Below are 25,994 nucleotides of genomic sequence, written 5' to 3'. Positions count from 1 at the left end.
TGCAGTTCCTTCAGGCTTCGTCACATTCAGGCCGGATCGTCCACGGGGACGAGGGCGACCGATTCCGTCTGGCGGGTGCGCCACGCCACCAGGGCTGTATCCAGGCGGCTGTCCGACAGGGCCAGGATGGAAGCGGCCAGCAGCCCGGCATTGATGGCGCCGGCCTTGCCGATGGCCAGGGTGCCGACGGGGACGCCGCCGGGCATCTGCACGATGGACAGAAGACTGTCCTGCCCCTTCAGGGCATGGCTTTCCACGGGCACGCCCAAAACCGGCAGGCTGGTCATCGACGCGGCCATGCCCGGCAGATGGGCGGCGCCGCCGGCACCGGCGATGATCACCTTGATGCCCCGCTCCTTGGCGCTGCTGGCATAGTCGTAGAGCCGCTGCGGCGTGCGGTGGGCGGAAACGATGCGCGTTTCGAACGCCACACCCAGCTCGGTCAGGACATTGGCCGCATGCTTCATGGTGGTCCAGTCGGACTGGCTGCCCATGATGATGCCGACGGGCACGGGTGCCCCGTGGCTGTCGCGGGCGGTAGGATTGGTCACGGCTGCCGGCTCCCCTGTCGATCTCACGCGGATGACCATGGAAAGCGCCGGATTATAGGCACCACACCCCCCGGCGCAACAGACGGGCACGCAGGGCCGCCCGGCGGATTTTCATGTGCGCATTGCCCGGCCGGGCAAGCCTTTGCCCCCGAATGCGAAAACCCGCGCCGACAGGATCGGCGCGGGTTTCATCACTGTCGGTTGCTGGCGTGCCGGACGTTCAGTCCTTGCGCTTGGTCAGGTTTTCCATCTGGCTCTGCAATTCGTCCAGACGCTTTTGCAGTTCGGAGAACTTGTCCTCCGCCTTGGGCTTGGCCTCGGTGGCCGGCACAGCGTCCGTCACGGCGGCGCCGGCGACCCCCTCATTGTTGAAGGGGCTGAACATGCGCATGGCGCGTTCGAACAGGGCGATGTTCTGCTTGCTCATCTCCTCGAACCCGCCGAAGGGGAATATCCCCCCGAACGTGTTCTGGAAATATTCCCGCATCTTGTCCTGGTTTCCCGTGAAGGACTTCATGGAATGTTCCAGGTAGCGGGGAACCAGCCACTGCATGTTGTCGCCGTAAAAGCTGATCAACTGGCGCAGGAAGGGGATGGGCAGCAGGTTCTGACCCTTCGACTCCTCCTCCACGATGATCTGCGTCAGGACGGAACGGGTGATGTCGTCACCCGTCTTGGCGTCATACACGACGAAATCCGTCCCGTCCTTGACCATCTGGCACAGATGGTCAAGCGTGACATAGCTGCTGGTGGCGGTATTGTAGAGACGCCGGTTCGCGTATTTCTTAATGGTCACCGGCGCGGGCTTGGTGTCTTCTTTTTCAGCCATTTGGCGTCGTTTCCCCCGTGTCGATGTGATCGTCGATGCTGCGGATCGTTATATCAACAAGTACGTCATTACGCGGTCGCAGCGCAAGCCTTCCGCAATGGCGAATGTTGGCGATGTAACTATTGTTTGGCGCTCGGGCGGGTTCAATTATGCTGTGGGACGATACCGGGGGTCGCCCCGGCCCCCTTTGAGCGCAAGGTGGAGACGCGGGTGAGCGAACGCGATGAACCGCCAGCGATGGATGAGCTGGCGCGCCGCTATATGGACCTCTGGCAGGATCAGTGGGCAGCTCTTTGCGCTGACCCGACGGTGGCCGACAGTCTGGCCCGGACCATGACCGCCTTCGGACAGACGGCCCTGAGCATCAACGGCGTATGGGAACAGACCCTGGGATCGGCCGTTGCCGCGAACCCGTGGCTGGACATGATGAAGACGCTGTGGCCTGCACCCGGCGCGAAGGGGACGGAAAGCCATGACGAACAGAAGACCGGAGCCGCCGGGCCCACCGCCGCTGCGGCAGGGGCCACGCCCGCTGGGACTGCATCTGGGCACGGGGATGGCGATATTGCTCAGCTCTCCGGCCGGATTGCCGCTCTTGAACGCGAACTGGCCGCATTGGCACCCGACGGTGCGGGAACGGGCGGCGACGTTGCGGCAAAGCCTGCTCCAGCATCTGGGCGGCGCAAATCCACCCGACGGCCCCCTGTCGGCTGAGGCCATCGCCCCCTTTGCCGCGCAGGTGGACCGGGAGATGCGGCGGCGACTCGACCTGTTCCTGACGGGGGTCGAGCGCTATCGCCGGCATCCCTATCAGCGCGATGTGGAGGATGCGCCGACGGTCTGGCAGGAAGGGACGACCCGACTGCTGGAGCTGGGGACGACGGGCAGGCCGGTGCTGTTCGTCCCGTCCCTGGTCAATCGCGGCTACATCCTGGACCTGTCCTGGCGCAAAAGCCTGCTGCGCTGGCTGGCGGGGCAGGGGGGGGATGCGGCCGGCGGCGGCGGCGTCCGGCCCCTGCTGCTGGAATGGGGCTATCCCGGTGCCAGGGAACGCGCCTTCGACCTGACGGACGTCATCGCCGGTCGTCTGGTCCGGGCGCTGGAGGCGACTTGCGCGCGCGTCGGGGGCCCGGTCACCCTGGTGGGTTACTGCATGGGCGGGATGCTGGCCTTGGCGGCGGCCCTGCGGCGGCCGGATCTGGTGGCCGGATTCGTGGCCCTGGCGACACCATGGGATTTCCATGCCGATGATCAGGCGGCGGCGCAACGGACGGCGGCGCTGCTGGCGCCCTTCGCCCCGGTGATGCGCGTACTGGGTGAATTGCCGGTGGACGGGGTTCAGACCCTGTTTGCCACCTTGGACCCGTTGCTGGCGTTGAAGAAATTCAGCCGGTTCGCCGCGATGGACATGGCGGCAGACGATGCGGACGATTTCGTGGCGCTGGAGGATTGGCTGAATGACGGGGTCAGCCTGCCTGCTGCCATCGCGCGGGAGTGCCTGGCCGACTGGTATGGGGCCAATACGCCCGGCCGCGGTGAATGGCGCGTCGCCGACCAGCCTGTCCGGCCGGATGAACTGCGCTGTCCGTCGCTGGTCATCGTGCCGGCACGGGACCGTATCGTCCCCCCGGCGTCGGCCGCCGCGCTGGGGACCGCCATTCCCGGAGCCACCGTCTGGCAGCCGTCGCTAGGCCATATCGGCATGATCGTCAGCGGCGGGGCCAAGGCGAAGGTCTGGGCGCCGCTGCGCGAATGGTTGCTGGCGGGGGCGGGTTGACCTTTCCCCGTCGACGCCGCCCCTTTATGTCCCTACACTGCTGTCCCAGTCGGTTGGTGTGCGGCTGATCCTTGCCCTATCAAGGGTTTGGCTACCGTTCTTCATCCTGTCACCCCCGTTGATTCGAGCAGGCGTCCTTGGCATCCCGTCGCGTTCCGCTGTTCTTGCTGTTGTCGCCGGCCCTGCTGGCCGCCCCGGCATTCGCCCAGCAGAAGCAGCCGGACCCCAGCAAGCAGCTGCAGCAGGTTGAACGGGACCTGAAACAGGCGGACAAGACCAAGGCTGAACTGGACGCCAAGGCTGAGGCGCTGGAAAAGGAACTGGCCGATCTGCGCGCCCGTGCGGTCGAAGCGGCGGAGCAGCAGCGCGTGCAGTCCGACGAACTGGCGCGGCTGGAAGGCGCCCTGGCCGACCTGGGCGGGGAAGAGAAGGAGCGGCTGGAGAAGATCGAGTCCGATCGCGCCGCTCTGGCTGATTTGCTGGGCGCCCTGCAACGGCTTTCGCGCCTGCCGCCCGATGCCATGATCGCCGCCCCGCAATCCCCCAGCGACACGGTGAAAAGTGCCCTGCTGCTGCGGTCTGCCGTGCCGGAGTTGAAGAACCGGGCCGACGCCCTGTCGCGGGAGCTGCAGGGCCTGGTTGATCTGCGCCAGAAACTGGCGCAGCAGAAGGAGAAGACGGCACGGGCCGCCGAAAGCCTGGCCATCCGGCAGAAGGACCTGGCCAGCCTGGTGGCGCGGCGTGAGGACGTGTCGCGCGGGACCGACGCAGAACGGTCCCGTGTGGCAACGCAGATGGCGTCGCTGGCCGAACGGGCCGGCGACCTGAAGGAACTGATCGAGAAGCTGGAAGCGGAAAGAAAGGCCGAGGCCGCGCGCAAGGCCGAGGCCGACCGCAAGCGACAGGCGCTGGCCGAGGCCGAGCGTGAGAAGCGCGCCCGCGACAAGATCGCGGGCCTGAACCGTGCCCCATCGGAACCACAATCGGCCGGCATCCTGGGCGGCATGGTGGCACCGGTCGGCGGCAAAGTCGTGACCCGGTATGGTGAGGCAGACGAGGTCGGCGCCACCAGCCGGGGCCTGACCTATCGCGGACGGGCGGGGGCGGCTGTTGTGGCGCCTGCCGACGGGGCAGTGATGTTCGCGGGACCGTTCAAAGGATACGGGCTTCTCTTGATCCTTGAACATGCCAACGGATATCATTCCTTGTTGTCCGGCCTGGGACGTATCGACGCCCAGGTGGGACAGCGCGTGCTGGGCGGGGAGCCTGTGGGTCTATTGTCGGGTGATGGGGACCCGACCTTGTATTACGAGCTGCGGCGCGGCGGTCAGCCGGTCAACCCCGCGCGCGGCCTGGCAGCCTCCGACGGCAAAGGACATGGTTGATGATGAGCAAGCTGTTCTCCACTGCCGCCATTGCGGCCCTTCTGGCTTTCACCACGCCCGTGGTGATGATGCCAGAGGCTGGGGCGCGTGAACCGCTGAAATCCGAAACCTACAAGCAACTGGATCTGTTCGCCGACGTGTTCGAGCGTGTGCGCTCCGAATATGTCGAGGAAGTATCGGATGAGCAGCTGATCGAAGCGGCGATCGACGGGATGCTGACATCGCTCGATCCCCATTCCTCCTACCTGAACAAGAAGAATTTCGCGGATATGCGGGTTCAGACCCGGGGCGAGTTCGGCGGCCTGGGTATCGAGGTGACGACGGAAAACGGTCTGGTCAAGGTGATCTCCCCCATGGATGACACACCGGCGGCCCGCGCCGGCGTTCAGCCCGGCGACTATATCACCCATCTGAATGATGAACCGATCGTCGGCCTATCGCTGAACGACGCGGTGGAGAAGATGCGCGGCCCCGTGGGCAGTGACATCAAGGTGACCATCCGCCGCCAGACCGCGGCGGAACCCATCCAGCTGAACCTGACGCGTGCGAGCATCAAGGTGCAGTCGGTGCGGTTCCGGGCGGAAGAAAATATCGGGTATATCCGTATCTCCAGCTTCAACGAACAGACCCAGCCGGGCTTGGATAAGGCCATGGCCAAGCTGAAGGAACAGATCGGGCCGAAGCTCGCCGGCTTTGTGCTGGATCTGCGCAATAATCCCGGCGGCCTGCTGGACCAGGCGGTGTCGGTTTCCGACACGTTCCTGGAAAAGGGACGGGAAATTGTCTCCACCCGCGGCCGCGGTGGCAAGGAAGGCGACCGTTATACGGCCAAGCCCGGCGATGTGGCCGAAGGCCTGCCGGTGGTGGTGTTGATCAATGGCGGCTCGGCGTCAGCTTCCGAAATCGTCGCGGGCGCGCTGCAGGACCATAAGCGCGCCGTCGTCATGGGCACGCAGAGTTTCGGCAAGGGATCGGTGCAGACCATCATCCCGTTGCAGGGGCAGCAAAGCGCCATGCGCCTGACGACCGCGCGCTATTACACGCCGTCGGGCCGGTCGATCCAGCAGCTGGGCATCACCCCGGACATCGAGGTGCAGCCCGCCAAGGTGGAAGAACTGGCCCAGGTGGCGCAGCGCCGTCGTGAGGCGGACCTGCCCAACGCCCTGCGCAACACCGACCCCGGTGCCAAGCCGGCCCAGCCGCCAGCGGCGACGGCAACCCCTGCTCCGGCCGGCCCCCCGCCGGCGACCAGCAACACCCCCGCACCGGCGGCGGCCAACGACAGCGCACCGGCGCCCGTCGATTACCAATTGGCGCGCGCGCTTGACCTGCTGCGCGGCATCGCCTTGTTCTCCCAGGCAAAACATACCAACTGACCAAGCATCGCTGACCGTGGCCCTGTTTCCCTTCGCCAAGAACAAGAAGCCGAAAACCGGCGCCAAGGGCGGCGAGGCCGATAGCGGCAGCGCGGCCATATTGGCGTCGCGCTTCGGCGTGAAACGGAAGGGCGGCGCCACCGCCCCCTCGTCCGGCAAGTCTGGCGTGCGCAAGGGGTTGGGCCGGCTGTTTGCCTTCGGTCGCCGCCGCGCGGCTGCCGATGCGCATAATGCTGGCGATGATCTGCTGGCCGACGCGGATGAATTCAACCTCACGCTTCGCACCGCCAAGGAGGCGAAGCCCAAGGCCCCGCGCAAACGTCCGCCCCCCCCGCTGGTTGCGGCCCTGGCCGCGGTGCTGGCCTTGGCCGGGACCGCCGGCTGGCTCGCCATCATGGCGCCGACGACGATGGCGCGGCTGGAGGCGGCGCGGGGGCTGGGCAGCCAGGTGCCGGTGATGCTGCCTGACGGATCGCCCCGATTTGCCGATGCCGCGACTGCAGCCCCGGCGGAAGAGGTGCCGCTGGACCCCGTGGACATGCCAGTCACCCTGACCCCGTCGCGCAACGACACCTTGCTGGAGCGGTTGCGGGTTGGGCGGGTGCCGCGCGTCGGGCCCGATGGCACTGCGCCTTGGCAATATTATGCGCGGCCGTTCCCGCAGGAGGATACGCGTCCGCGTATCGCGATTGTCCTGACCGGAATGGGCATGGCGGGGCAAGCGACCCACGCCGCCATCGACCGGCTGCCTGGTGCCGTGACTTTTGCCTTTGATCCGGGTGGGGAGAACCTTCAGGCCAAGGTGGATGAGGCGCGCTCGAAAGGGCACGAGGTGTTGCTGTCGGTGCCCATGCAGCCATTGGGTTTCCCGGCCAGCGACCCGGGACCCAACACCTTGCTGACCAGTCTTTCGGACGAGGAAAACACCCGTCGTCTGGAATCGAGTCTGGCCGCCTTCACGGGCTATGTCGGATTGACGTCCAAGGCCGACAGCGGTACCGCGTTCCTGACACAGCGCGACAATGTGCGCGGCGTTTTCCTGCAAATCCAGCGTCGCGGGCTGATCTATCTTGACCTGTGGCAGGTTGCCGGCAGCAAAGCGGCCGCGGTGGCCAAGGAACTGTCCCTGCCGCGGGCACTGTCGGACCTGCAGATCGACCGGGTTCCGTCGGCCATCGGCATTGATGCCCAGCTGGCACAGCTCGAACGGCTGGCCAAGGCCAATGGCGTCGCCGTCGGCTTTGCGGAAGTCAGCAATCCGGTCAGTCTGGAACGCCTGTCGGCTTGGTCGGCGGGGCTGCGCGACCGTGGCGTCGTGCTGGCGCCCGTCACGGCGGTGGTGAACCGTCAGGCCGATCGCTGAAGGTCAGTTCCGCTTGCCCTTCAGATAGGCCACGATGGCCATGGCATGACCATGGCCCAGGTCATACTCACTTTTCAGCCAATCGACGATCTGCCCGGCCTTCACGCCCGCCATCAACCCGCCCGCATCGGCAAAGCCTTTGCCAAATGCTTCTGCCCGCAACTCGTCTGCGGACTTGCCGGTTTTCGCCTGGATATTGGCAAGGTAAGCGTCGAAAGACATGGGCGAGCCCTCACGCATGGCAAATCCAGGCCGCAGCCTTGGACACCATGGTTAACATCCTGGATGGCGGTCTGACAATGATCGCTGCACGGCCACCCTTCAGCCGATATCAACCACCGCCTTGGACACCATAAGGGCGATATTGTCCCCCTCGACCTCAAGGGACTTGTCGGCGGTGCGGGGAAGGGGGATCTTCAACTTCCGGCAATAGACGATCAGCATGGCTGCCAGCTCGCTCTCCTCCATCTCGATCTGGCGATAGACGGTGGAGCCCATGGCCTGGATCTTGATGCCCAGAACCAGCGGTGTCTCGCTGCGGATGACGATGGGGCCGATCAGCCCTGGCGGCTGCTTTTGGGGAAACAGGGTTCGATAGGTCTTCAGGGCTTCCCGGATCGCTTCGGGCGAGAACAGGATATGGCGGCTGTCGACAATCATTTACGCGGACTCACGGGGGGAAACGGGGCAGGTCGCGAATGCCGCAGACCAAGGTCGGGGATGAAAGCTGCAAGCGGTCTTGCTGATTTAGTTTCCAGTAGCAGACATGGGTTCCCATGTCAGTTCTTCTGAAGTCGTTCAAACGTACATGATGCCACGGCCCCAGGAGAACATGCCTTGGGGCATAGCACGAAAAGCAGGGGAGGCGGCGTGATGACCGGGCGCTATCAGGAAGTCTACAATCAGTCCATGGCCGATCCCGTCCGGTTCTGGACGGAAGCGGCCCGCGACGTGGACTGGGACCAGTTCCCCACCACCATCCTGGATGACAGCGACAAGCCCTTCTACCGCTGGTATCGCGGTGGACGGCTGAATATCTGCCACAACGCCCTGGATCGGCATGTCGCTGCTGGTCGCGCCGATCAGGCTGCCCTGATCTATGACAGCCCCGTCACCAAGACCAAGACATCCATCACCTATGCCCAGCTGCTGGACCAGGTGTCGCGTTTTGCCGGGGTGCTGCGCGACCAGGGGGTGGGCGTGGGCGACCGCGTCATCATCTACATGCCGATGATCCCCGAAGCGGTGGTGGCCATGCTGGCCTGCGCCCGCATCGGTGCCGTGCATTCCGTCGTGTTCGGCGGGTTCGCCCCGCATGAACTGGCGACCCGAATCAATGATGCCACGCCCAAGGTCATGGTGACGGCAAGCTGCGGCATCGAGGGCAGCAAGGTGCTGCCTTACAAGCCCATGCTGGATGCGGCGATCGAACAGTCCACGCATAAGCCCGACAGCTGCATCATTTTCCAGCGTCCGCAGGTGCAGGCCAATCTGATCGCCGGCCGTGATGTTGACTGGGCCAGCGCCGCCGCTGCCGCCGAGCCGGCGGGCTGTGTGTCGATCGATGCCACAGACCCGCTCTATATTCTTTACACCTCCGGCACCACGGGCCAGCCCAAGGGCGTGGTCCGCGATGCCGGCGGCTATGCCGTGGCGCTGAAATGGACCATGGAACATTTCTATGGCGTGAAGCCGGGGGAGGTGTTCTGGGCCGCCAGCGATGTCGGCTGGGTCGTCGGGCACAGCTATATCGTCTATGGCCCGCTGCTGCATGGCTGCACGACGATCATCTATGAAGGCAAGCCGGTGGGTACGCCGGATGCCGCCGCCTTCTGGCGCGTCATTGCTGATCACAAGGTTGCCACCTTCTTCACCGCCCCCACGGCCTTCCGTGCGATCAAGCGTGAAGACCCGAATGCCGAACTGATCGTCAACCATGATATTTCCAGCCTGCGGGCGCTGTTCCTGGCCGGTGAACGGTCCGACCCCGATACGCTGAACTGGGCGGAAACGCATCTGAAGGTGCCGGTCATCGACCATTGGTGGCAGACGGAAACCGGCTGGCCTGTCGCCGGCAATCCGCTGGGCATGGAATTGATGAAGGTGAAATATGGCAGCACGGCTGTCCCGTTGCCGGGCTGGGACATCCGCGTCCTGGCTGCCGACGGAACGGAAGTGAAGCGCGGCGATATCGGCGCCATCGTCGCCCGTCTGCCCCTGCCACCGGGTACGTTACCGACCCTGTGGAATGCGCGCGACCGGTTCTACAAAAGCTATCTGGCCGACTTCCCGGGCTATTATCAGACCTCCGACGCCGGCTTCATTGATGATGACGGCTATATCTATGTCATGGCCCGCACCGACGACATCATCAATGTCGCTGGCCACCGCCTGTCCACCGGGGCAATGGAGGAAGTGTTGTCCGGTCACCCGGACGTCGCGGAATGTGCGGTCATCGGCGTGGCGGACGAGTTGAAGGGCCAGTTGCCGCTGGGCTTCATTGTGTTGAAACGCGGGGTGGAGCGCAGCCACGACGAAATCCTGGCGGAAGTCGTGAAGAAGGTGCGTGACGAGATCGGGCCCGTCGCCGCCTTCAAGCAGGCCCTGGTGGTGGAACGTCTGCCCAAGACGCGGTCGGGCAAGATCCTGCGCGGGACCATGCAGAAGATTGCCGACAGCGAGGCCTGGAAAATGCCCGCAACCATCGACGATCCCATCATCCTGGACGAAATCGGCGATGCGTTGCGCCAGGCCGGTTACGCCCGTGCTGACAAGTGAAGGTGCGCTAATTCGGCAACAATCATGACGTTTTCTTTACTGATTGGGTTAGAGAACGTCCGTTGTCGATTGACCGCCCTGCGGCTGAAACATAAGTTACAAGCGTTCGTTCGGTAGAGTTGAACGGGCGGGGCTTCAGGGAAACAGGGTAAAAAAAATCAAGAGGGCCGCTGTTAAGGCGGCCCTCTTTTAATTTCAGCTCCAGGTGACGGTCACGCAGGCATGGTCGCGACGGTTGTGGCCGCCGCGACCAAGTTCGATCAGGCCGCCTCACGCGTCGGCAGGCTGGCTGACGGGGTGCTGGTGGCGATCTGGATGGAACGGGGCTTCATGGCCTCCGGCACTTCCCGCACCAGTTCGATATGCAGCAGGCCGTTTTCCAGCTTGGCATTGGAAACGCGGATGTGATCGGCCAACTGGAACCGGCGCTCGAACGCACGGCCCGCGATGCCGCGATGCAGATAGACCGCACCCTCGGCCTCCTTGGCCTTGCCCTGCACAATCAGCAGGTTGGGATGCGCGGTGATTTCCAGATCGTTGAGGGAGAAGCCCGCGACCGCCATGGTCACGCGATACTGATCATCGCCCAACTTCTCGATATTGTACGGGGGGTAGGAATTGTTGGCGTTGTCGTCGCCGTTCAGCGCATTTTCCAGCAGACGGGTCATGCGGTCGAAACCGACGGTCGAACGGAACAGCGGCGACAGATCATAGCTACGCATGGGTATCCTCCACGAGCGATACGTTGCAGATCGGGACCCCCGATATCGGCCGGCCCCCTTTATTGTGGCGGCCCGTGACCCCATCGATTGGGCGTCACTGCCACAAATTTCAGGTGGGAAGTCCCTGACGGGGCGTCAAGGCCCCGCCGATGGAAAAAGTTCCATGCCAAAAAAGTCCTTCAACTCCCGTGACATGTGCTTTCGCACCGGTTGTCAGACGGGGTGGCTCGTCGTTACAGTGATGTGACTGCGGGACAGGCGCCCGTTGGCACAGAAGGGGAAGGAGAAGCGGGTGAACGGACCGACAGCCTTCTTCAACCGGGCCTATGAAGAGACCATGGGTTTGCTGGTCGAAGCCAGAAACTATGTCGCCTATCAGGAGGCGGCGGACCAGCGTACGCTGGTGCCGACTTTGCGCCTGCAGGCATCCTATGAATCCATGCGCGTTACCAGCCGGCTGACCCAGGTCATGGCCTGGATGCTGGCCCAGAAGGCCGTGCATGCCGGGGAACTGACCCAGGCGCAGGCTGTCGGGGACGATTACGCCCTGTCGGGCGGCCAGGTCTGTTCCGATCCGTCGGGGCCGGACAATCCCGGCTTGCCGTCCGCACTGCGCTCTCTGCTGGAACGCAGCCACAGCCTTTATATGCGGACAAGCCGGCTGGAAGAGATGGTCAGGCGCAGCGTGGCCTGACCATCCTGCCGCTTTGCGGCATGCGGTCTTCGTCGGCGCGGAGTCGTTAATCGAACAGCGCGTCGATGTCGGCCTGGGAGATGCCGGCGGCGGGCGTATTGGCCGGCCCGTGCAGATCCAGCCCCTGGTCCTTCTTGGCGATGTTCGGCGGCAAGGGCAGGGCCTCGAACTCCTTGGAGTTCCACACCGACATCATGCTGTCGATGCGTTCTTCGATGAAGGACAATGCCTGCACCACCTTGGTGATGCGCTGACCCGTCAGGTCCTGGAAATTGCAGGCTTCAAAGATGCGCAGCGTGACATCGTTCAGGTCCTTCAGGCGGCTGCTTTGATAGCCCTCTGGAAGCTGGGCGCGGACCTCGTTGACAATGTCTTCCACCTCCTCGGCGGCGGAAATGATGATGTTGGTCGCGGCTTCCGTGGCCCGGACGACCGCGCTCAACTGCTCGCTGGCTTCCTGGAACTTGTCTTCATCCGACAGCGGGTGGCGCAGGGCTGCCATCTCCACCTTCGTGGCCTTGATACGGCCAGCAATGTCGGAGATTTCGATCTGGATCTGTTCGATATGGGTATGGTCGACCGACAGGAACTTGTCGAGCTTATGGCCCAGCGCACTGATGGCGGCGATGACCTCTCCATTGTCGACATTCACATTCACCACGGGCGCCGGTGCCGGCAAGCTTGGCGTGGCAACTGATGCTTCCTTGCCATCAGCGCCCGGGCGGGCGCCATTTCGCTTGGCCATCTGCACTTCCGCCATGAATGGCCGACGCGGCGTATGAAGCATCCCTGGTCCCCCTGTCACAATCCGCCCATGACGCCCCACCCCAAAGTTCAGCATACGATCGGGTGCGTCATAACAATGTTAAGCACTGTGACCTAAGCCGAAGGCGCCTGCAAGGTGCCAACAGTGACCGAAAGATGAAGGTAAATAAACCAGCGCGGGCGCTGGTCACGGGATATGCCCGTTCTCGTCGCGGATCCAATGACAGCCGGCCGGGCCGGCGCCGGCGGCCAACGCCTTCTGCAGCGCCGGCAGCATCTCCGCCAAGGTATCATCCGCTTTCCAGGGCGGGTTAACCAGGATCAGGCCTGACCCGTTCAAACGGTCGGAACGGTCATCATCAGACCAGCACAGTTCCGCCGCCAGCATGCGGGGAATGCCCGTATCCTCCAGCATCTGGTGGAACCGCCAGACGGTGGCCCGGTCCTTCACGGGATACCAGAGCAGGTATTGGCCCGTGGCCCAGCGGCGGTGCGCCAGGGCCAGGGCCGCGACCATGCGCTCATATTCGTCAGGCGCCTCGAACGGCGGGTCGATGACGACCAGACCGCGGCGTTCCTTCGGTGGCAGATGCGCCTTCAGCGACAGCCAGCCATCCATGTGGTGGACGGCGACCTGCCGATCGCCGTGGAACAGCCGACGCAGGGTCTGCACATCGTCGGCATGCAGTTCGGCCAGGACCAGCCTGTCGCCTTCACGCATCCGCTGTCGCGCCAGCCAGGGCGAACCAGGATAATGCCCGACGGGAGAGGCGGGCGGAACATCGCTGTTCACCGCCGCGATGGCATCCAGATAGGGGCCTGTCGATGCGGGCAGATCGTCCACCGGACCGGCCAGTACACGTCGGATGCCGCGCAGTGCTTCGCCCGTCCGCAGGGCCGCCTGATCCTCCAGATCATAGCGGCCGATGCCGGCATGGGTGTCCAGCACAAAGAACGGCGTGTCCTTGGTGCCCAGCCGCTCCAGCAGCCAGGCCAGGACGGCGTGTTTCATGACGTCGGCGGCATTGCCGGCATGGAAGGCGTGGCGATAATTCATCTCAACTGTTCTTCGTACTGCTGCCGGCTTTGCTGTCGTCAGCCACGCCCAGCTTGGCTTCCCGCCAGGTGATATAGACGCCGCTGCCGATGACGATCAGGGCGCCCAGCGCCACCATCGGGTGCGGCACCTCATCCCAGATCAGGAAGCCATAGGTCGTTGCCCACAACATGGCTGTATAATCGAATGGTGCGATCACCGCCACGGGTGCGCCGCGATAAGCCATGGTCAGCAACAATTGCGCAATGCCGCCGACGACACCCAGCGCGATGAACAGCACGGCATCATGCGCCGTCGGCATGACGAAGCGCGGGATTGTCACCAGACCGGCAAGGATCGATCCGCAGAGCATGAAATAGAAGACGATGGTCGTGCTGGGCTCGGTGGAGGACAGGCGGCGGATGGAAATCATGGCACATGCCGCCAGCGCCGCCGAGGTCAGGGCCAGCAGGCTGCCTATGGCAACCGGGCCGCCGGCCATGGCCTCCCGCACCAGGTTGGCATCCGGGCGCAGCATGACCAGAACACCGACGAATCCGGTTGCCAGCGCCATAGCCCGCCGCCACCGCACCCTCTCCCCCAGCACGAGGATACCCAGCAGCGTCGTCCACAGTGGCGCTGTGAAGGCAAAGGCCGAAGCATTGGCCAGCGGCAGGTAGGAAATGGCGGTGAAGCCGACGCTCATCGACGTGACGCCGATCAGACTGCGGGCCACATGGCCCAGCGGACGCCTGGTCCGCAGCGACGCGATACCGCCCGCCCGCCAGATGAAGGGCATCAGCACCAGCAGGGCGACAAAGGCCCGGAAGAATACGACTTGGCTGATCGGGTAGCTGGCGCCCAGCCATTTCACCATCGCGTTCATGCTGCTGAACAGGGCGACGGCGGAAATCTGGGCCAGGATGGCCCGGCCGACCGGGGGCAGGGCTGACAAACGCGACATGTTTTCGGCGCCGACGATTGAATTCGGCCCTTTAACTGCGTCATCCCGTGATTGGATACCAGTCCGGCAAACACATGGCTGTCATGGCACCGACAGACCGGACGGCATGTCACGGCCTTGTTATGCGGCCGTTAGCACAGTGCAGAAGACCTGCCGTGGGCAGGTCAGCCGACCGGGATATTTTCGTTGTGCTTTTCAAAGGCGCGGCGGGTCGCCGGGGCCACGCTGGTGCCATTGTCATCCGTGCAGGCGGCATTGCCAACCAGATCGGCACTGGACTTCGCACCCAGGCTGACCAGCTGTTGCTTGATCTTGCACTGATAGGCGGCGGCGCGCTTGCCGCTGGAGCCATTATACTTGGCCACGGCCCCGGCCCAGCTGCCCGTCTCGCGCCGCAGGGCGACCAGAAAACGGGCGGCATAGCGCACATTCTGTTCCGGATTGACGATCTTCTCGACCGGGCGGAACGATTCCTTGTGGTCCGTCAAGGAAAGCTGCATGCAGCCAGCATAGATGGCGCCGCGCAGATTGCCCTGGTTGTCACGAAGGAAGGTTGCGGCTTCCGCTTCGCTGCGGGGGATGACGGTACGGCCGCGGATATTCATGGCAAACGGGCTGGGGGCCCCGCCGGCACCGCTTTCCACCAGCGATACGGCCATCAGCATCCCCTTGGGAATGCCATATTCCTTTTCGGCCGCAACGATATGGTCCAGGCACCCTGCGCGGGCAGGCACGGCCAACAGCATCAGGGCCAGGAAAACGAGGGAGGAGAGCATATAGAGGGCGGAATCATTGAGAGTGCGGGTGGCAACGCGGGTCTGGCGCATCGTCATCAACTCGTCCCCCTCTGGTTCCGTTCGATCCAGACGGGCCACAGCCCGCCGCTGAATTCCCGCTTGTGCGCGGGCCCTGCAATCAGGCCACCGCTACGAAATGCGATGACCGCTCCCTCTTGAACACCGGCACCATGCGCCGGCCGCATACCAATCCCAGATAAGCTGCATTGGGTCAAGAAAGAATCGTCCGGATTGATGCGCTTTTGACACAGCTCAAGGGAGTCAGGGGCTTTCCGCCGTCTTCTCCGGCACTGGCGGCGGCCGTTTGCCATGTTATAGCAACCGCAGACATGCCTTCCCGAACTTTGTCATTTCCGGGTTCTCCTTCATGACCGATCTGATCAGCCGAGCCTATGACCTGTTGGGCCAGCAGGATGCCGATGGGGCCATCACCCTGCTGACCGGCAGCCGGGAAGCCGACGCAGCGGGTCTGCTGGGGGAGTTGCTGCTGGAACGCGGGCGGGAAGGCGATGCCAGCGACGCGGCCCATGCCTTCAATTGCGCCCTGAACGCCGATCCGGCGAATGTCCCCTGGCTGCGCGGCCTCATCACGGCGCTGGTTGGGGCAGGGCAGCAGGAACAGGCCATGGAGCCTTGCCGCGTCCTGCTGGAACGGCGTTCCGATGATGCCGTCGGGCATCGGTATATGGCGGCTCTTATGCTGGCGGCGGGCGACCGGGAGGCAGCGTTGGACCACGCGCGCGAGGCGCGGTTCCTGGCTCCACGGGATCTGAATATCCAGACCGCGGTGGCGGGCATCCTGTCCGATGCCGGTGAAGGGGTGGCTGCGGTGGAATTGCTGGACGCCGCGTTGCGCCAGGCCCACGGCGCCGACCCTTCATTGTCCGCCGGCTGGGTCAAGCTGGCGCATATCTGGCTGGGACTTGCCGAGCCGGAGAAGGCCCGCAAGGCTGCGGAGGAGGCGCTGTTGGTCGATCCGACTGACCCTGCTGGGGCCCGGGCGTTGCTGGACCGGATGGCGGCGGCGACGGCAACCGATCACCTGCCCCCGGCCTTTGTGCGTGCCCTGTTCGACACCTATGCCGATCGGTTCGACCGGGAACTGGTGGGCAAACTGCGCTATGACGCGCCGGGCGCCCTGCGGGCCCTGTTGCTGGATATGGGTGTGGGGCCGGGGGCAGGCCGGCGCATTCTGGATGCGGGCTGTGGTACCGGACTGGGCGGCGTCGCGGTCAGGGACATGGCGGGCCATCTGGCCGGGTTCGATCTGTCGCCGCGCATGGTGGACAAGGCCAGGGCCCGCGACATCTATGATGTGCTCTGGGTGGGAGAACTGGTGGACAGCATGCGGGCCCGTCCGGCGGCCTATGATCTGGTTCTGGCTGCCGATGTGCTGGTTTATGTCGGCGATCTGGGGCCGGTGATGGCGGCGGCGGCAACGACTCTGGCCGACCACGGCCTGTTCGCCTTTACCTGCGAGCGGACGGAAGCAGACGGGTTCGTCCTGCATGAGGGGCGGCGCTTTGCCCATGGCGAAGCGCATATAAGAAGTGCCGTGCGGGCGGCGGGGCTGGAGCTTGTGCATCTGGCCCATCACAGCACCCGCATCGATCGGGGGCAGCCGGTGCCCGGCTGGATCGCGCTGGCAAGCAAGGACTGATCCGGTCAGGGCAGGACCAGATCCAGCGGACTGTCCATCCCTTCCACCTGCCATTGGGCATCAATACCGCCATCATCGCGCCCCGTCAGGGTCAGGTAGTTGCGGGCGGCCAGCATGCGCCGGCTGGTGCCGGGCAGGGGCTGCATTTCCAGGTGAAGCCCGTCCATCAGCGTTTCACGCCGGCCGGACAGCCGCTCCATCATTTCCACGGCAAGGCCGGAAGGTGCGGGATGGACGATGCCGGAGCTGACAAGCTGGCGCATGCGCACGCCCGGCCCGACGAGCAGTCCATTGGCCGCCAGATGCACCTCGCCCGACAGAATGGTGACACGGCAGCCGGTGCGCCGTGTGAAGGCCAACAGGTGGCGCAGCGTCGTGGTCCATTGCACCTTGTGTGCGGGGCTGCGCCATTGATCGCGCAGATCGTCCTCCATCGCCTGCCGCCCGGGCAGCAGGGCCAGCAGCTTTTCCGCCATGCCGAACCCGGGGAACAGCAGCGGGACGGACGACATGACCAGCAGATGCGCGCAGGACGCGTACTGATCCAGCCATTCCGGCAGGCGATCCAGCGTGGCGGGCGCCATGACCCGGTCTGGCCGTCTTTCGCTGCGCAGGTCCGGCGCCAGGATGCCGATCCCGTTCAGCCGCAGCCCCTGGCTGAAGGAGGGAGGCTCGGGCGCCAGCAATGTATCGGCCGGATCGTCATCGCCCATGCCGATCTGAAACAGGCGGAAGGCCCGTCGCGCCGCCTGATAGATCGCCTGATAGATCGGGCTGTCCAGCAATTCGGCCGGGTGGGAGCCCCAGCCATCAATGATATCGTGGTCGTCCCACATGCGCAGGCCAGGGACGCCGGCCAGCAGGGCCGCCACCTCCGGCTGGCCCCAGGCATGCAGGTAGGTGGCAATGAACCAGGCTTCCAGTTGCGGCTCCAGCTCCGGCGGCAGCGGCAGCGCTGCGCGTCTGGCCGGCTTCATTGCCGCGGCGGCGCGCAGGGCCGGCACCCGCTCCCACAGCCCGTCCGCATAGATCTGGTCCCCGCCCATCAGCAGCAGATGCAGCGGCGTCGACCGGTGCCGCCCCAGCAACTGTGCCCACAGCGCGTTGCGCCGCAGGCCGGCCGCCTCGATCTCCGTCTCATCCTCGCAGCCGCCGCAGGCGGTAAAGGCCAGGCGCGGACCGATGGCCATGCCAGGCACGGCGAAGGTCCAGCGACGCTCATCCTCCTTGAAGCCATAGGTGGCGCGGCCGTCCTGCAGCCCTCGCGGCACGGCGAAATCATAGCGCCAGAAACGCAGCAGATCGGACGGGCAGGGTTCACCCAAGGGGCCGACCGGTGGCAATCCGTTCCATTCATGCATGAAACGCGGCGGCACGGGCAGGGTAACCCCGCCCACCGTCAGGTCGGGTGGTTCCCCGTCGCCGGCAAGCAGGAACGTTGCCGACACGCGCCAGCGGCCCCCGGACCCTGTCGGACCCTGGCTGCCACGCGCATGCAGGATGGGCCCCAGCATGATGCGGGGCGGCACGGGCCTGGACCGGGTCTTTGGTCGCTGTCTCGGAACCGGGTTATCTGTCATCGGCTCATGGTACGGGTTTTATCGTGCTTTAACAGTTTCCGGCGCGTTCCGCCTATCCTCCAATTGGCGATGCCGCCACAGGGCCATGACGAAATCACAGCGCCGTAACATTTCAATTGCCAATTGGCCGGTGGCAGGGCGGAATATCGCCTCTGCCCCAACATTGCCGCCGTGAAAGTCCGCCTACCCATGGATGCCCGTTACCGTTCGCGTGAACTTGGCCGCAAGGCCGTCGATGTCGATGCGCTGAAACGCTCTTTCCTGGAATGGCTGGTCTATTCGGTCGGCAAGGATGCCAAGACGGCCACCCGCCGCGACTGGTTCGCCAGCGGTGCCCTTTCCGTGCGTGACCGGGTGGTCGATCGCTGGATGGACACGACGCGCGGCGTCTATGCCGCCGATGCCAAGCGCATCTACTATTTCTCCATGGAATTCCTGATCGGGCGGCTGCTGTCCAACAATCTGGCCAATCTGGGCCTGACGGAAGCCTGCCGGGAGGCTGTGGACCGCCTGGGCCTGCGGCTGGAGGAGGTGCTGGAAGCGGAGCCCGATCCTGCCCTGGGCAATGGTGGTCTGGGCCGTCTGGCCGCGTGCTTCCTGGACAGCATGGCGACGAAGAACCTGCCGGCCTATGGCTATGGAATCCGGTACGAATATGGGCTGTTCGAACAGCGTTTCGACAAGGGCTGGCAGGTCGAATATCCCGACAATTGGCTGCGCTTCGGCAATCCGTGGGAGTTCGCCCGGCCGGAAGTGCTCTATCCCATCCATTTCCATGGGCGCATCGAACGCCATGTCGATGCCACAGGCCGCGAACGCCAGCGTTGGGTCGATACGGAGACCGTGCAGGCCATGGCCTTCGACACGCCGGTCGTTGGTTTCGGTGGTGAAACGATCAATACATTGCGCCTCTGGTCGGCCCGCGCGACCAGCGATTTCGATTTCCACCGCTTCAATGACGGCGACTATATGAAGGCGGTGGAAAGCAAGGTCATGTCGGAGAACCTGTCGCGGGTGCTTTATCCCAACGACGCGACGGAGATGGGGCGCGAACTGCGCTTCAAGCAGGAATATTTCTTCACCAGTGCGTCCATCCAGGACATCCTGCGCCGCTATATGCAGCATCACCGCGATTTTGATGCGCTGCCCGAAAAGGCCGCGATCCAGTTGAACGACACGCATCCGGCCATCGGCATCGCCGAATTGATGCGCATCCTGATCGATATCCACGGGCTGGATTGGGACCGGGCCTGGGACCTGACACGCCGCACCTTCAGCTACACCAACCATACGCTGCTGCCGGAAGCGCTGGAGGCTTGGCCGGTGCGGATGGTGGAACGCATCCTGCCACGGCACATGCAGATCATCTACGAGATCAATGCACAGTTCCTGGACGGTGCCCGGCATAGTTGCGATGCCGATACGATCCGCCGTCTGTCCCTGATTGACGAGAACGGGGACCGTCGCGTGCGCATGGGCGGTCTGGCCTTCCTGGGCAGCCACAAGGTCAATGGCGTGTCGGCCCTGCATACCGACCTGATGAAGAAGACGGTTTTTGCCGATTACCACCGGCAGTTCCCCGACCGGATCACCAACAAGACGAACGGCATCACGCCGCGCCGCTGGCTGCACCAGGCCAATCCTGCCCTTTCCCGTCTGATCACCAGCCGCATCGGGGAAGGCTGGATCACCGACCTGGAGCAGTTGGCGACCTTGCGCGACCGGATTGATGATGAGGTCTTCTGCGAGGAATTCCGTCGGGCCAAACGCCAGAACAAGAAACGTCTGGCTGCCCATGTCGCTCGCCATCTGCATATCGACATCGATGTCGACAGCCTGTTCGACGTGCAGGTCAAGCGCATCCATGAATATAAGCGCCAGTTGCTGAACCTGTTGCAGACGGTGGCGCTTTATAATGAGATCCGGGAAAATCCGACCCGCGATTTCATGCCGGTCACCAAGATCATCGCCGGCAAGGCGGCGCCCGCCTATTATCAGGCGAAGCTGATCATCAAGCTGGCCAACGACATCGCAGCGGTCGTGAATAACGATCCGCTGGTACGCGGCCGTCTGAAGCTGGTCATGCTGCCCAACTATAATGTCAGTCAGGCGGAGATCATCATGCCTGCCGCCGACCTGTCGGAGCAGATCTCCACGGCGGGGATGGAGGCGTCAGGCACCGGCAATATGAAGCTGGCACTGAACGGCGCCCTGACCATCGGCACGCTGGATGGGGCCAATATTGAAATCCGCGACCATGTCGGGGCCGACAATATCTTCATCTTCGGCCTGACAGCGGCGGAGGTCCATGATCTGCGCGAACGCGGCGCCTTTGATCCGCGACAGGTGGTGGGGGCCAACCCGCACCTGAAACTGGCGCTGGACCAGATCGGTTCCGGCTTCTTCAGTCCAGACGATCCGGGCCGTTTCCGCCCCATCGTCGACAGCCTGCTGACCGGGGACCATTTCCTGGTCACCGCCGATTTCGAGGATTACCGCAATGCCCACGCGGCGGCCGTGGCGCTGTACCGCAACCGGGCCGAATGGACGATGAAGGCCATCCTGAACACGGCGGGCATGGGCTGGTTCTCCTCTGATCGCACGATCCTGGACTATGCCGCAGAAATCTGGCGGGTGACGCCCGTTCTGCCGCAGGCCGGCGAGGCGGATTGAAGCACGGGCAGGGTGCGGGGGCGGCAGCAGGACCTGCCCGCACCCCGTTCCTGGTTCGGCGTCAGTTGGTGCGCTTCAGTCGCGTGCCCAGTTCCGGCCGCTCGTTCTCGTATTGGTACTGGAAAGATTGCTGCAGCGTGATCAGTTCGCCCGGTGCGCCGACTGCGGCCGTCGGCTGATAACGCCATTTGGAAATGGCATCCATGGCCAGGGCCGCGAATTGCGGGTTGCCCGACTTTTCAAGCACCTTGGTTTCTTTCACCTTTCCATCGGCCGTGGAGACCTTGAATTCCACCTTGGCAACGCCCGACAGCGCCAGGCGCGGCGCGCCGGGCATATCCGGGGCTTCGCGGAACAGGGGCCTGATCTCCCCTTCCGGCACGGGCAAACCCCGTGTGGCCTCCACCATCCGGTCTTCCAGCTCATGATCCCCGCGCCGGTAGGCGATATAGGCCAGCAGTCCATACGTCTTGCGCAGGACCGCCTGGGATTCGGCGACCTGGGTCCCGGCCGCACGGCGGACAATATCCTCGAACAGCGGTACCGCTTCCTCCTTGCGGCCGGCTTCCAGTGTCAGCAGGGCCTGTTCATAATCGACATTCAGGCGCAGCACATGGTCAGGCGCCAATTTGGAGGTCACGGCGGAGGCCCGATCCAGGTAGGACCGCGTCACGACAATATCCTGCACCCGCTTCACGGCGCGGGCCTGATCCAGCAGGGCGCCCAGATGGCCCAGCGAATCCTCCCCAAAATTGCGGCTGTACAGGCTGATGACCCGGTCGCGTGTCGCCTGTGCCGGCTCAAACTCCCCGATGCGGGTCTGGGCCATGGCCAGCTGTTCATAAAGGGGAATGGTGGTGACATCGCCCTCCGGTACGTGCTTTTCCAATGCGGCGATGGCCCGGCGGATGACGGCTGGCGTCGCTTTCAGGTCGTTGCGCTGCAGAAAAATGTCGAGCGCGTTCAACAGCAATCGCTGATGTGACGCCGCCTTGTATGTCGGCGTCTGCTCGTACAGTTCTGTGGCCTGCCAGGCCATGTCGAAGGCATCTTTCAGCTTGCCCTCGTTCATCAGGGCGACGGAGGCCTTGTTGGCTTCCTGCCACGTCATGGCTGATGCTGCGGGGGCCATCGACAACGCCAGCAACAATGCAAACCCGTACACCCGCATCGCTTCCCCCCGTTTGGATTGTGGGTGGAAACATATTATCAGTAGGGGGCAAACGACAACAGGCTTACCACCGGTGGCATGAAATGCCGCCGGTGGATCGCGTCAGGATCGTCTTTGCCGGATTTGATCAGCTGGACAGGTTGGAGAAGCTCTGCCGGACGGAAATCACCGTACCCGTGGCACCCGCGGGGGATGTCGGCTGGAAACGCCAGTTCAGGGCCTCCTTGCTCATAAGCGCGACATAGGTCGGGCTGCCCGAGCTTTCGATCAGGCGGACATCCTTCACCCGGCCGTCCGAGGTGGAGATGCGCAGCTCAACCGTGGCCGAACCGGCGACGGAACTGTCATTGATTTCCGGCACCGAACGGAACAAGGGCTGCGGCCCGCCGGGATGGGGCGGAAGGCCACGCGTGGCCTCCACCATCTGGTCCTCCATCTGCGGGTCGCCCTGGCGATGGGCGATGAAGGCCAGCATGCCATAGGCGTCACGGGCCACTGCGCGGGCCGCCTCGCTGTCCGACTGCCGCCCCTGCCGCGCGATGGCGCGCAACTGGCTGCCGGCTGCATTGTCGCGGCCGGCCTCCACGGCGATCATCGCCTGCTCGAACTCCACCTGCAGGCGGATCGGATGCGTTGGCGCCAGTTCCTTGGTCAGGCCGTCAATCCGGTCCAGATAGCGCTGGGCCGTCGCCGGGTCCTGCGCAGCTTTCGCCGACCGCACGACATCCAGTTGGGCATTGATGCTGCCCACGGAATTCGCGCCGAAATTCTTTTCATAAATCGCTGCGACCCGCTCATGCACGGCTTTGGCCTTGGCATGGTCGCCAATGGCCTGATACGCCTTCGCCAACTGATCGTTCAGCGCGATGGTGGTCGGGTCACCGTCGGGGACATGCCGCCCTATGGCGGCCAGGGCCCGCGTCAACATTTCGGGCGTCTTCGCCTTGTTCTGCGTTTGCAGGAAAATATCCGCGGCATTCAGCAGAAGCTTCTCATGGTCGCCGGCCTTGTAGGTGGGCGACTTCTCATAGATCTCCGCCGCCTGCCAGGCCATGTCGAAAGCCTGCTGAAGCTTTCCTTCCTTCATCAAGGCCACAGAAGCCTTGTTCGCCTCCTGCCATGTCGTCGCTGCCTGAACGGGCGCGGCAAGCAGTAGAGCGCAAGCTGCCATCGGGATCAATTTCGTTGCAAACATGCAACCTCCGGCGAATGTCAAGTAACATCTGCAAGGGAACGTACGCTCTTTGCTGCCACGGCTCAAGACTTGAAAAGTTTGTCATTGGTGGTTTCTTGTCTTGGCGGGATTTTCTTTGCGAATGGTCATGGCGCCGCGTCCTGCGCCCGGCGCTGCCCAGCCCTGTGCAGGCCGTTGACGATTTCGCTGGTGCAGGATGCGGCGTGCCTGCATATTCCGGCCCGTACCGAGTGGCTGTGGGGCCCCCGGTGGCTAGCCATGCCACCACAAAGATACGCCCCGTATGATTGATGTCGGGTCGTGTCGCCGCCCATCTTCCGAGATGGCGCTGCCCTTCGCTTTCCGAACAAGTCGAGCCGCTCAAGCGCAACCGTCGGCGCCGGGATGATCCCGTCGTTCGATACCCCTTGCGCTCCCTGACCCGCCAATCCTGTGGTTCGGCGGCGGGCGGAGCGTTCGTCTGTTCGAAGAAAGTCTGTTCCTTGACCATTTCCTTTATCGATCTCGCCCTTCCCGAACACCTGATGCAGGCTGTTGCCGAGCTGGGCTACACTACCCCCACCCCCATCCAAGCCCAGGCCATCCCGGCCGCCCTGAACGGTCAGGACGTTGTTGCTTCGGCCAATACCGGCACCGGCAAGACGGCGGCCTTTGTGCTGCCCGCGCTGGCACGTATCGCCGCCTCGCCGCGTCAGGCCGGTTCCTGGGGCCCGCGCGTCCTGGTGCTGACCCCGACCCGCGAACTGGCCAGCCAGGTGCTGGAGCAGGTGCGCGTCCTGTCGAAGTTCGGCCGCATCCAGACCGGTTCGGTGCTGGGCGGCATGCCCTATCGCGCCCAGATCGAGATGCTGCGCCGCCGCGCCGACCTGATCGTCGCCACGCCGGGCCGTCTGATCGACCATCTGGAAAACGGCAAGGTCGACCTGACCTGTGTCGAGATGCTGGTGCTGGACGAAGCCGACCGCATGCTGGACATGGGTTTCCGCGACGCGGTGGAGCAGATCTCCAGCGCCTGCCCGGCTGAACGCCAGACCCTGCTTTTCACCGCCACGCTGGACCGCACGGCGGAAAAGCTGGCCAATGCCCTGACCAAGGACCCGGTCCGCGTCGATGTGGCCGGCAAGGCCGTGACCAACACCTCCATCGAGCAGCGCTGGCTGCGCGCCGACGGGCTGGACCATAAGCACAAGCTGCTGGGCCGCCTGCTGGAAGATGAGGCCTTCGCCAAGGGCATCGTCTTCATGGCCACCAAGGCCGATTGCGATGTGATGGCCGATAACCTGTCCGAACAGGGCCACCGCGCCATGCCGCTGCATGGCGACATGCAGCAGCGCGAGCGTAACCGTGTGGTGCAGTGGCTGCGTGACGGCCGCATCAATGTGCTGGTCGCCACCGACGTTGCCGCCCGCGGCATCGATATTTCCGACCTGTCGCACGTCATCAATTTTGATCTGCCGCGCGTGGCGGAAGATTACGTGCACCGTATCGGCCGTACCGGCCGCGCCGGCGCCACGGGCATTTCCTACAGCCTGTTCACCCGCCATGACCGCAATCTGGTCCGTGCGATCGAGCAGTATACGGGCCAGCCGCATATGCAGACGACCCTGCCGGGTCTGGAGCCGATGCCGGAGCCGGAGCGCAGCAAGTTCCGTCCCGCCGGCGGCAAGCCGTTCGGCGCCCGCAGCAATCAAGCTGGCAAGCCCTATGGCAACAAGGGCGGCTATGGCGGCCAGCGCCGTGAAGGCGGCTGGGGTGGCGAGCGTCGTGAAGGCGGCTATCAGGGCGGTGAACGCCGTGAGGGCTTCCAGGGCGGCGAGCGTCGCGAGGGTGGTTTCCGCGCCGAGCGCCGCGATGGCGCCGTTCAGGGCGAACAGCGTTCGCAGAGCGAGCGTCTGGGCGGCTTCCAGGGCGAAGGCCAGCATCAGGGCGGCGAACGCCCGCAGCGCGCCTGGGCGCCGGATGTCAGCCCCGTGGCCGGCGAAGCCCGTGGCCCGCACCCGCACAAGGCCAACCCGTACAAGCCGCATGCCGGCAAGGGCCGTCCCCACGGCCATGGCGGCGAAGGCCGCGCCGACTTCCGCGGTGATGCCGGTCAGGCCGGTGAAAAGCGCCGGGAATTCCGCGGCGAGCGTCAGGGCGAAGCCCGGGCGGAGGGTGGTGCCACCCCGACGCGCCGTCCGTTCCGCCAGGGTTGAGCCTTCGGCTTGTTAGTAAGTGATGCCTGAAAAAGGCCCCGGACCATAGGTCCGGGGCCTTTTTGCTACCGGTGAGGTGGTTGATAGCCAATAATAAATAGTTTTTTATTCTTTTTGAGGGCACTGACGTCGCGGACCGCCGTGTCGGTTAGGGAGAGGGTGGTTAAGTTGGTGAGCGCCGCCAGCGGGCTGACGTCGCTGACCGCCGTGTTGCCGAGGTAGAGGAGTTTCAAATTTGTGAGCGCCGCCAGGGCACTGACGTCGCTGACCGCCGTGTTGTCGAGGGAGAGGGTGGTTAAGTTTGTGAGCGCCGCCAGGACGCTGACGTCGCTGACCGCCGTGTTGTCGAGGGAGAGGTAAGTCAAGTTTGTGAACGCCGCCAGGGCGCTGACGTCGCTGACCGCCGTGTTATCGAGGTAGAGGAGTTTCAAATTTGTGAGCGCCGCCAGGGCACTGACGTCGCTGACCGCCGTGTTGTCGAGG

At 64.3% G+C, this 25,994-nt stretch carries 22 protein-coding genes; 9 read left to right on the top strand and 13 right to left on the bottom strand.

Annotated features, from left to right (window positions below; all coding sequences use genetic code 11):
- Positions 1-26 precede the first annotated feature (26 nt).
- Together purE and phaR are read right to left on the bottom strand one after the other, a co-directional pair.
- Positions 27-494 (bottom strand): 5-(carboxyamino)imidazole ribonucleotide mutase, encoded by a 468-nt coding sequence (gene purE, locus ACODTW_RS13450; RefSeq protein ID WP_488946642.1) that lies wholly within the window; start codon positions 492-494, stop codon positions 27-29.
- Positions 495-771: 277 nt separating this feature from the next.
- Positions 772-1,380, bottom strand: a complete 609-nt coding sequence (gene phaR / locus ACODTW_RS13445; RefSeq protein WP_488946528.1) for a polyhydroxyalkanoate synthesis repressor PhaR — start codon at positions 1,378-1,380, stop codon at positions 772-774.
- A gap of 472 nt (positions 1,381-1,852) precedes the next feature.
- Here phaR and ACODTW_RS13440 point away from each other — a divergent pair, with 472 nt between their 5' ends.
- The 4 genes from ACODTW_RS13440 to ACODTW_RS13425 all read left to right on the top strand — a co-directional run bounded on the left by ACODTW_RS13440 (position 1,853) and on the right by ACODTW_RS13425 (position 7,281).
- Entirely contained in the window at positions 1,853-3,157 is a 1,305-nt protein-coding gene (locus ACODTW_RS13440) for an alpha/beta fold hydrolase (protein ID WP_488946527.1), read from the top strand.
- A gap of 137 nt (positions 3,158-3,294) precedes the next feature.
- Positions 3,295-4,542 carry a murein hydrolase activator EnvC family protein gene (locus ACODTW_RS13435; RefSeq protein WP_488946526.1) on the top strand — a complete coding sequence of 416 codons (1,248 nt, stop codon included), beginning with the start codon at positions 3,295-3,297 and terminating at the stop codon, positions 4,540-4,542.
- A complete protein-coding gene (locus tag ACODTW_RS13430; RefSeq protein ID WP_488946525.1) occupies positions 4,542-5,918 on the top strand; it encodes a S41 family peptidase in 1,377 nt (458 codons plus the stop codon). Before ACODTW_RS13435 ends, ACODTW_RS13430 begins: the two co-directional genes overlap by 1 nt.
- Before the next feature lie 16 nt (positions 5,919-5,934).
- Positions 5,935-7,281: a divergent polysaccharide deacetylase family protein gene (locus tag ACODTW_RS13425; protein WP_488946524.1), complete on the top strand. Its 1,347-nt coding sequence runs from the start codon at positions 5,935-5,937 to the stop codon at positions 7,279-7,281.
- A 3-nt stretch (positions 7,282-7,284) separates the two neighbouring features.
- Here the strand turns inward: ACODTW_RS13425 and ACODTW_RS13420 are convergent, their stop codons facing one another.
- Together ACODTW_RS13420 and ACODTW_RS13415 are read right to left on the bottom strand one after the other, a co-directional pair.
- Positions 7,285-7,503: a DUF4287 domain-containing protein gene (locus ACODTW_RS13420; protein WP_488946523.1), complete on the bottom strand. Its 219-nt coding sequence runs from the start codon at positions 7,501-7,503 to the stop codon at positions 7,285-7,287.
- Positions 7,504-7,602: 99 nt separating this feature from the next.
- Positions 7,603-7,941, bottom strand: a complete 339-nt coding sequence (locus ACODTW_RS13415) for a hypothetical protein (RefSeq protein ID WP_488946522.1) — start codon at positions 7,939-7,941, stop codon at positions 7,603-7,605.
- Between the two features lie 213 nt (positions 7,942-8,154).
- Here ACODTW_RS13415 and ACODTW_RS13410 point away from each other — a divergent pair, with 213 nt between their 5' ends.
- Entirely contained in the window at positions 8,155-10,059 is a 1,905-nt protein-coding gene (locus tag ACODTW_RS13410) for a propionyl-CoA synthetase (protein WP_488946521.1), read from the top strand.
- Between the two features lie 260 nt (positions 10,060-10,319).
- Here ACODTW_RS13410 and ACODTW_RS13405 read toward each other — a convergent pair whose 3' ends face one another.
- Positions 10,320-10,781, bottom strand: coding sequence for an Hsp20 family protein (locus tag ACODTW_RS13405; RefSeq protein WP_488946520.1), 462 nt, complete (start codon positions 10,779-10,781; stop codon positions 10,320-10,322).
- 292 nt (positions 10,782-11,073) lie between these two features.
- On the opposite strand from ACODTW_RS13405, the gene ACODTW_RS13400 reads away from it, so the two are divergent.
- A complete protein-coding gene (locus ACODTW_RS13400; RefSeq protein ID WP_488946519.1) occupies positions 11,074-11,475 on the top strand; it encodes a DUF1465 family protein in 402 nt (133 codons plus the stop codon).
- Between the two features lie 46 nt (positions 11,476-11,521).
- Here the strand turns inward: ACODTW_RS13400 and ACODTW_RS13395 are convergent, their stop codons facing one another.
- From ACODTW_RS13395 to ACODTW_RS13380, 4 genes are all read right to left on the bottom strand, one after another.
- Complete coding sequence (locus tag ACODTW_RS13395; protein WP_488946518.1) at positions 11,522-12,220, bottom strand: protein phosphatase CheZ; 699 nt, start codon at positions 12,218-12,220, stop codon at positions 11,522-11,524.
- 207 nt (positions 12,221-12,427) lie between these two features.
- Positions 12,428-13,297 (bottom strand): 23S rRNA (adenine(2030)-N(6))-methyltransferase RlmJ, encoded by an 870-nt coding sequence (locus ACODTW_RS13390; protein WP_488946517.1) that lies wholly within the window; start codon positions 13,295-13,297, stop codon positions 12,428-12,430.
- 1 nt (position 13,298) lies between these two features.
- Positions 13,299-14,240 (bottom strand): DMT family transporter, encoded by a 942-nt coding sequence (locus tag ACODTW_RS13385; protein WP_488946516.1) that lies wholly within the window; start codon positions 14,238-14,240, stop codon positions 13,299-13,301.
- A gap of 164 nt (positions 14,241-14,404) precedes the next feature.
- Entirely contained in the window at positions 14,405-15,073 is a 669-nt protein-coding gene (locus ACODTW_RS13380; RefSeq protein ID WP_488946515.1) for a transglycosylase SLT domain-containing protein, read from the bottom strand.
- Positions 15,074-15,404: 331 nt separating this feature from the next.
- Here ACODTW_RS13380 and ACODTW_RS13375 point away from each other — a divergent pair, with 331 nt between their 5' ends.
- The gene (locus ACODTW_RS13375) at positions 15,405-16,697 is read left to right on the top strand and encodes a class I SAM-dependent DNA methyltransferase (RefSeq protein ID WP_488946514.1); all 1,293 of its coding nucleotides are present in this window, start codon (positions 15,405-15,407) and stop codon (positions 16,695-16,697) included.
- Between the two features lie 5 nt (positions 16,698-16,702).
- Here ACODTW_RS13375 and ACODTW_RS13370 read toward each other — a convergent pair whose 3' ends face one another.
- Positions 16,703-18,226 carry an alkaline phosphatase D family protein gene (locus ACODTW_RS13370; RefSeq protein ID WP_488946513.1) on the bottom strand — a complete coding sequence of 508 codons (1,524 nt, stop codon included), beginning with the start codon at positions 18,224-18,226 and terminating at the stop codon, positions 16,703-16,705.
- Positions 18,227-18,466: 240 nt separating this feature from the next.
- On the opposite strand from ACODTW_RS13370, the gene ACODTW_RS13365 reads away from it, so the two are divergent.
- Complete coding sequence (locus tag ACODTW_RS13365; protein WP_488946512.1) at positions 18,467-20,950, top strand: glycogen/starch/alpha-glucan phosphorylase; 2,484 nt, start codon at positions 18,467-18,469, stop codon at positions 20,948-20,950.
- A 61-nt stretch (positions 20,951-21,011) separates the two neighbouring features.
- On the opposite strand, the gene ACODTW_RS13360 is transcribed toward ACODTW_RS13365, so the two are convergent.
- Together ACODTW_RS13360 and ACODTW_RS13355 are read right to left on the bottom strand one after the other, a co-directional pair.
- A complete protein-coding gene (locus ACODTW_RS13360) occupies positions 21,012-22,061 on the bottom strand; it encodes a TonB family protein (protein WP_488946511.1) in 1,050 nt (349 codons plus the stop codon).
- 187 nt (positions 22,062-22,248) lie between these two features.
- On the bottom strand, positions 22,249-23,208 hold the full coding sequence (locus tag ACODTW_RS13355; protein WP_488946510.1) for a tetratricopeptide repeat protein: 960 nt from the start codon (positions 23,206-23,208) through the stop codon (positions 22,249-22,251).
- Between the two features lie 590 nt (positions 23,209-23,798).
- Here ACODTW_RS13355 and ACODTW_RS13350 point away from each other — a divergent pair.
- Positions 23,799-25,511 (top strand): DEAD/DEAH box helicase, encoded by a 1,713-nt coding sequence (locus ACODTW_RS13350; RefSeq protein ID WP_488946509.1) that lies wholly within the window; start codon positions 23,799-23,801, stop codon positions 25,509-25,511.
- A gap of 65 nt (positions 25,512-25,576) precedes the next feature.
- Here the strand turns inward: ACODTW_RS13350 and ACODTW_RS13345 are convergent.
- Positions 25,577-25,994 (bottom strand): leucine-rich repeat domain-containing protein (locus ACODTW_RS13345; protein ID WP_488946508.1); only part of this gene is annotated, 418 nt, incomplete at its 5' end.

The sequence above is a fragment of the Niveispirillum sp. FG148 genome, assembly GCF_057809655.1.
Note: the sequence above shows the minus strand (reverse complement) of the source record. Positions and strands in the feature narration are given on the sequence as shown.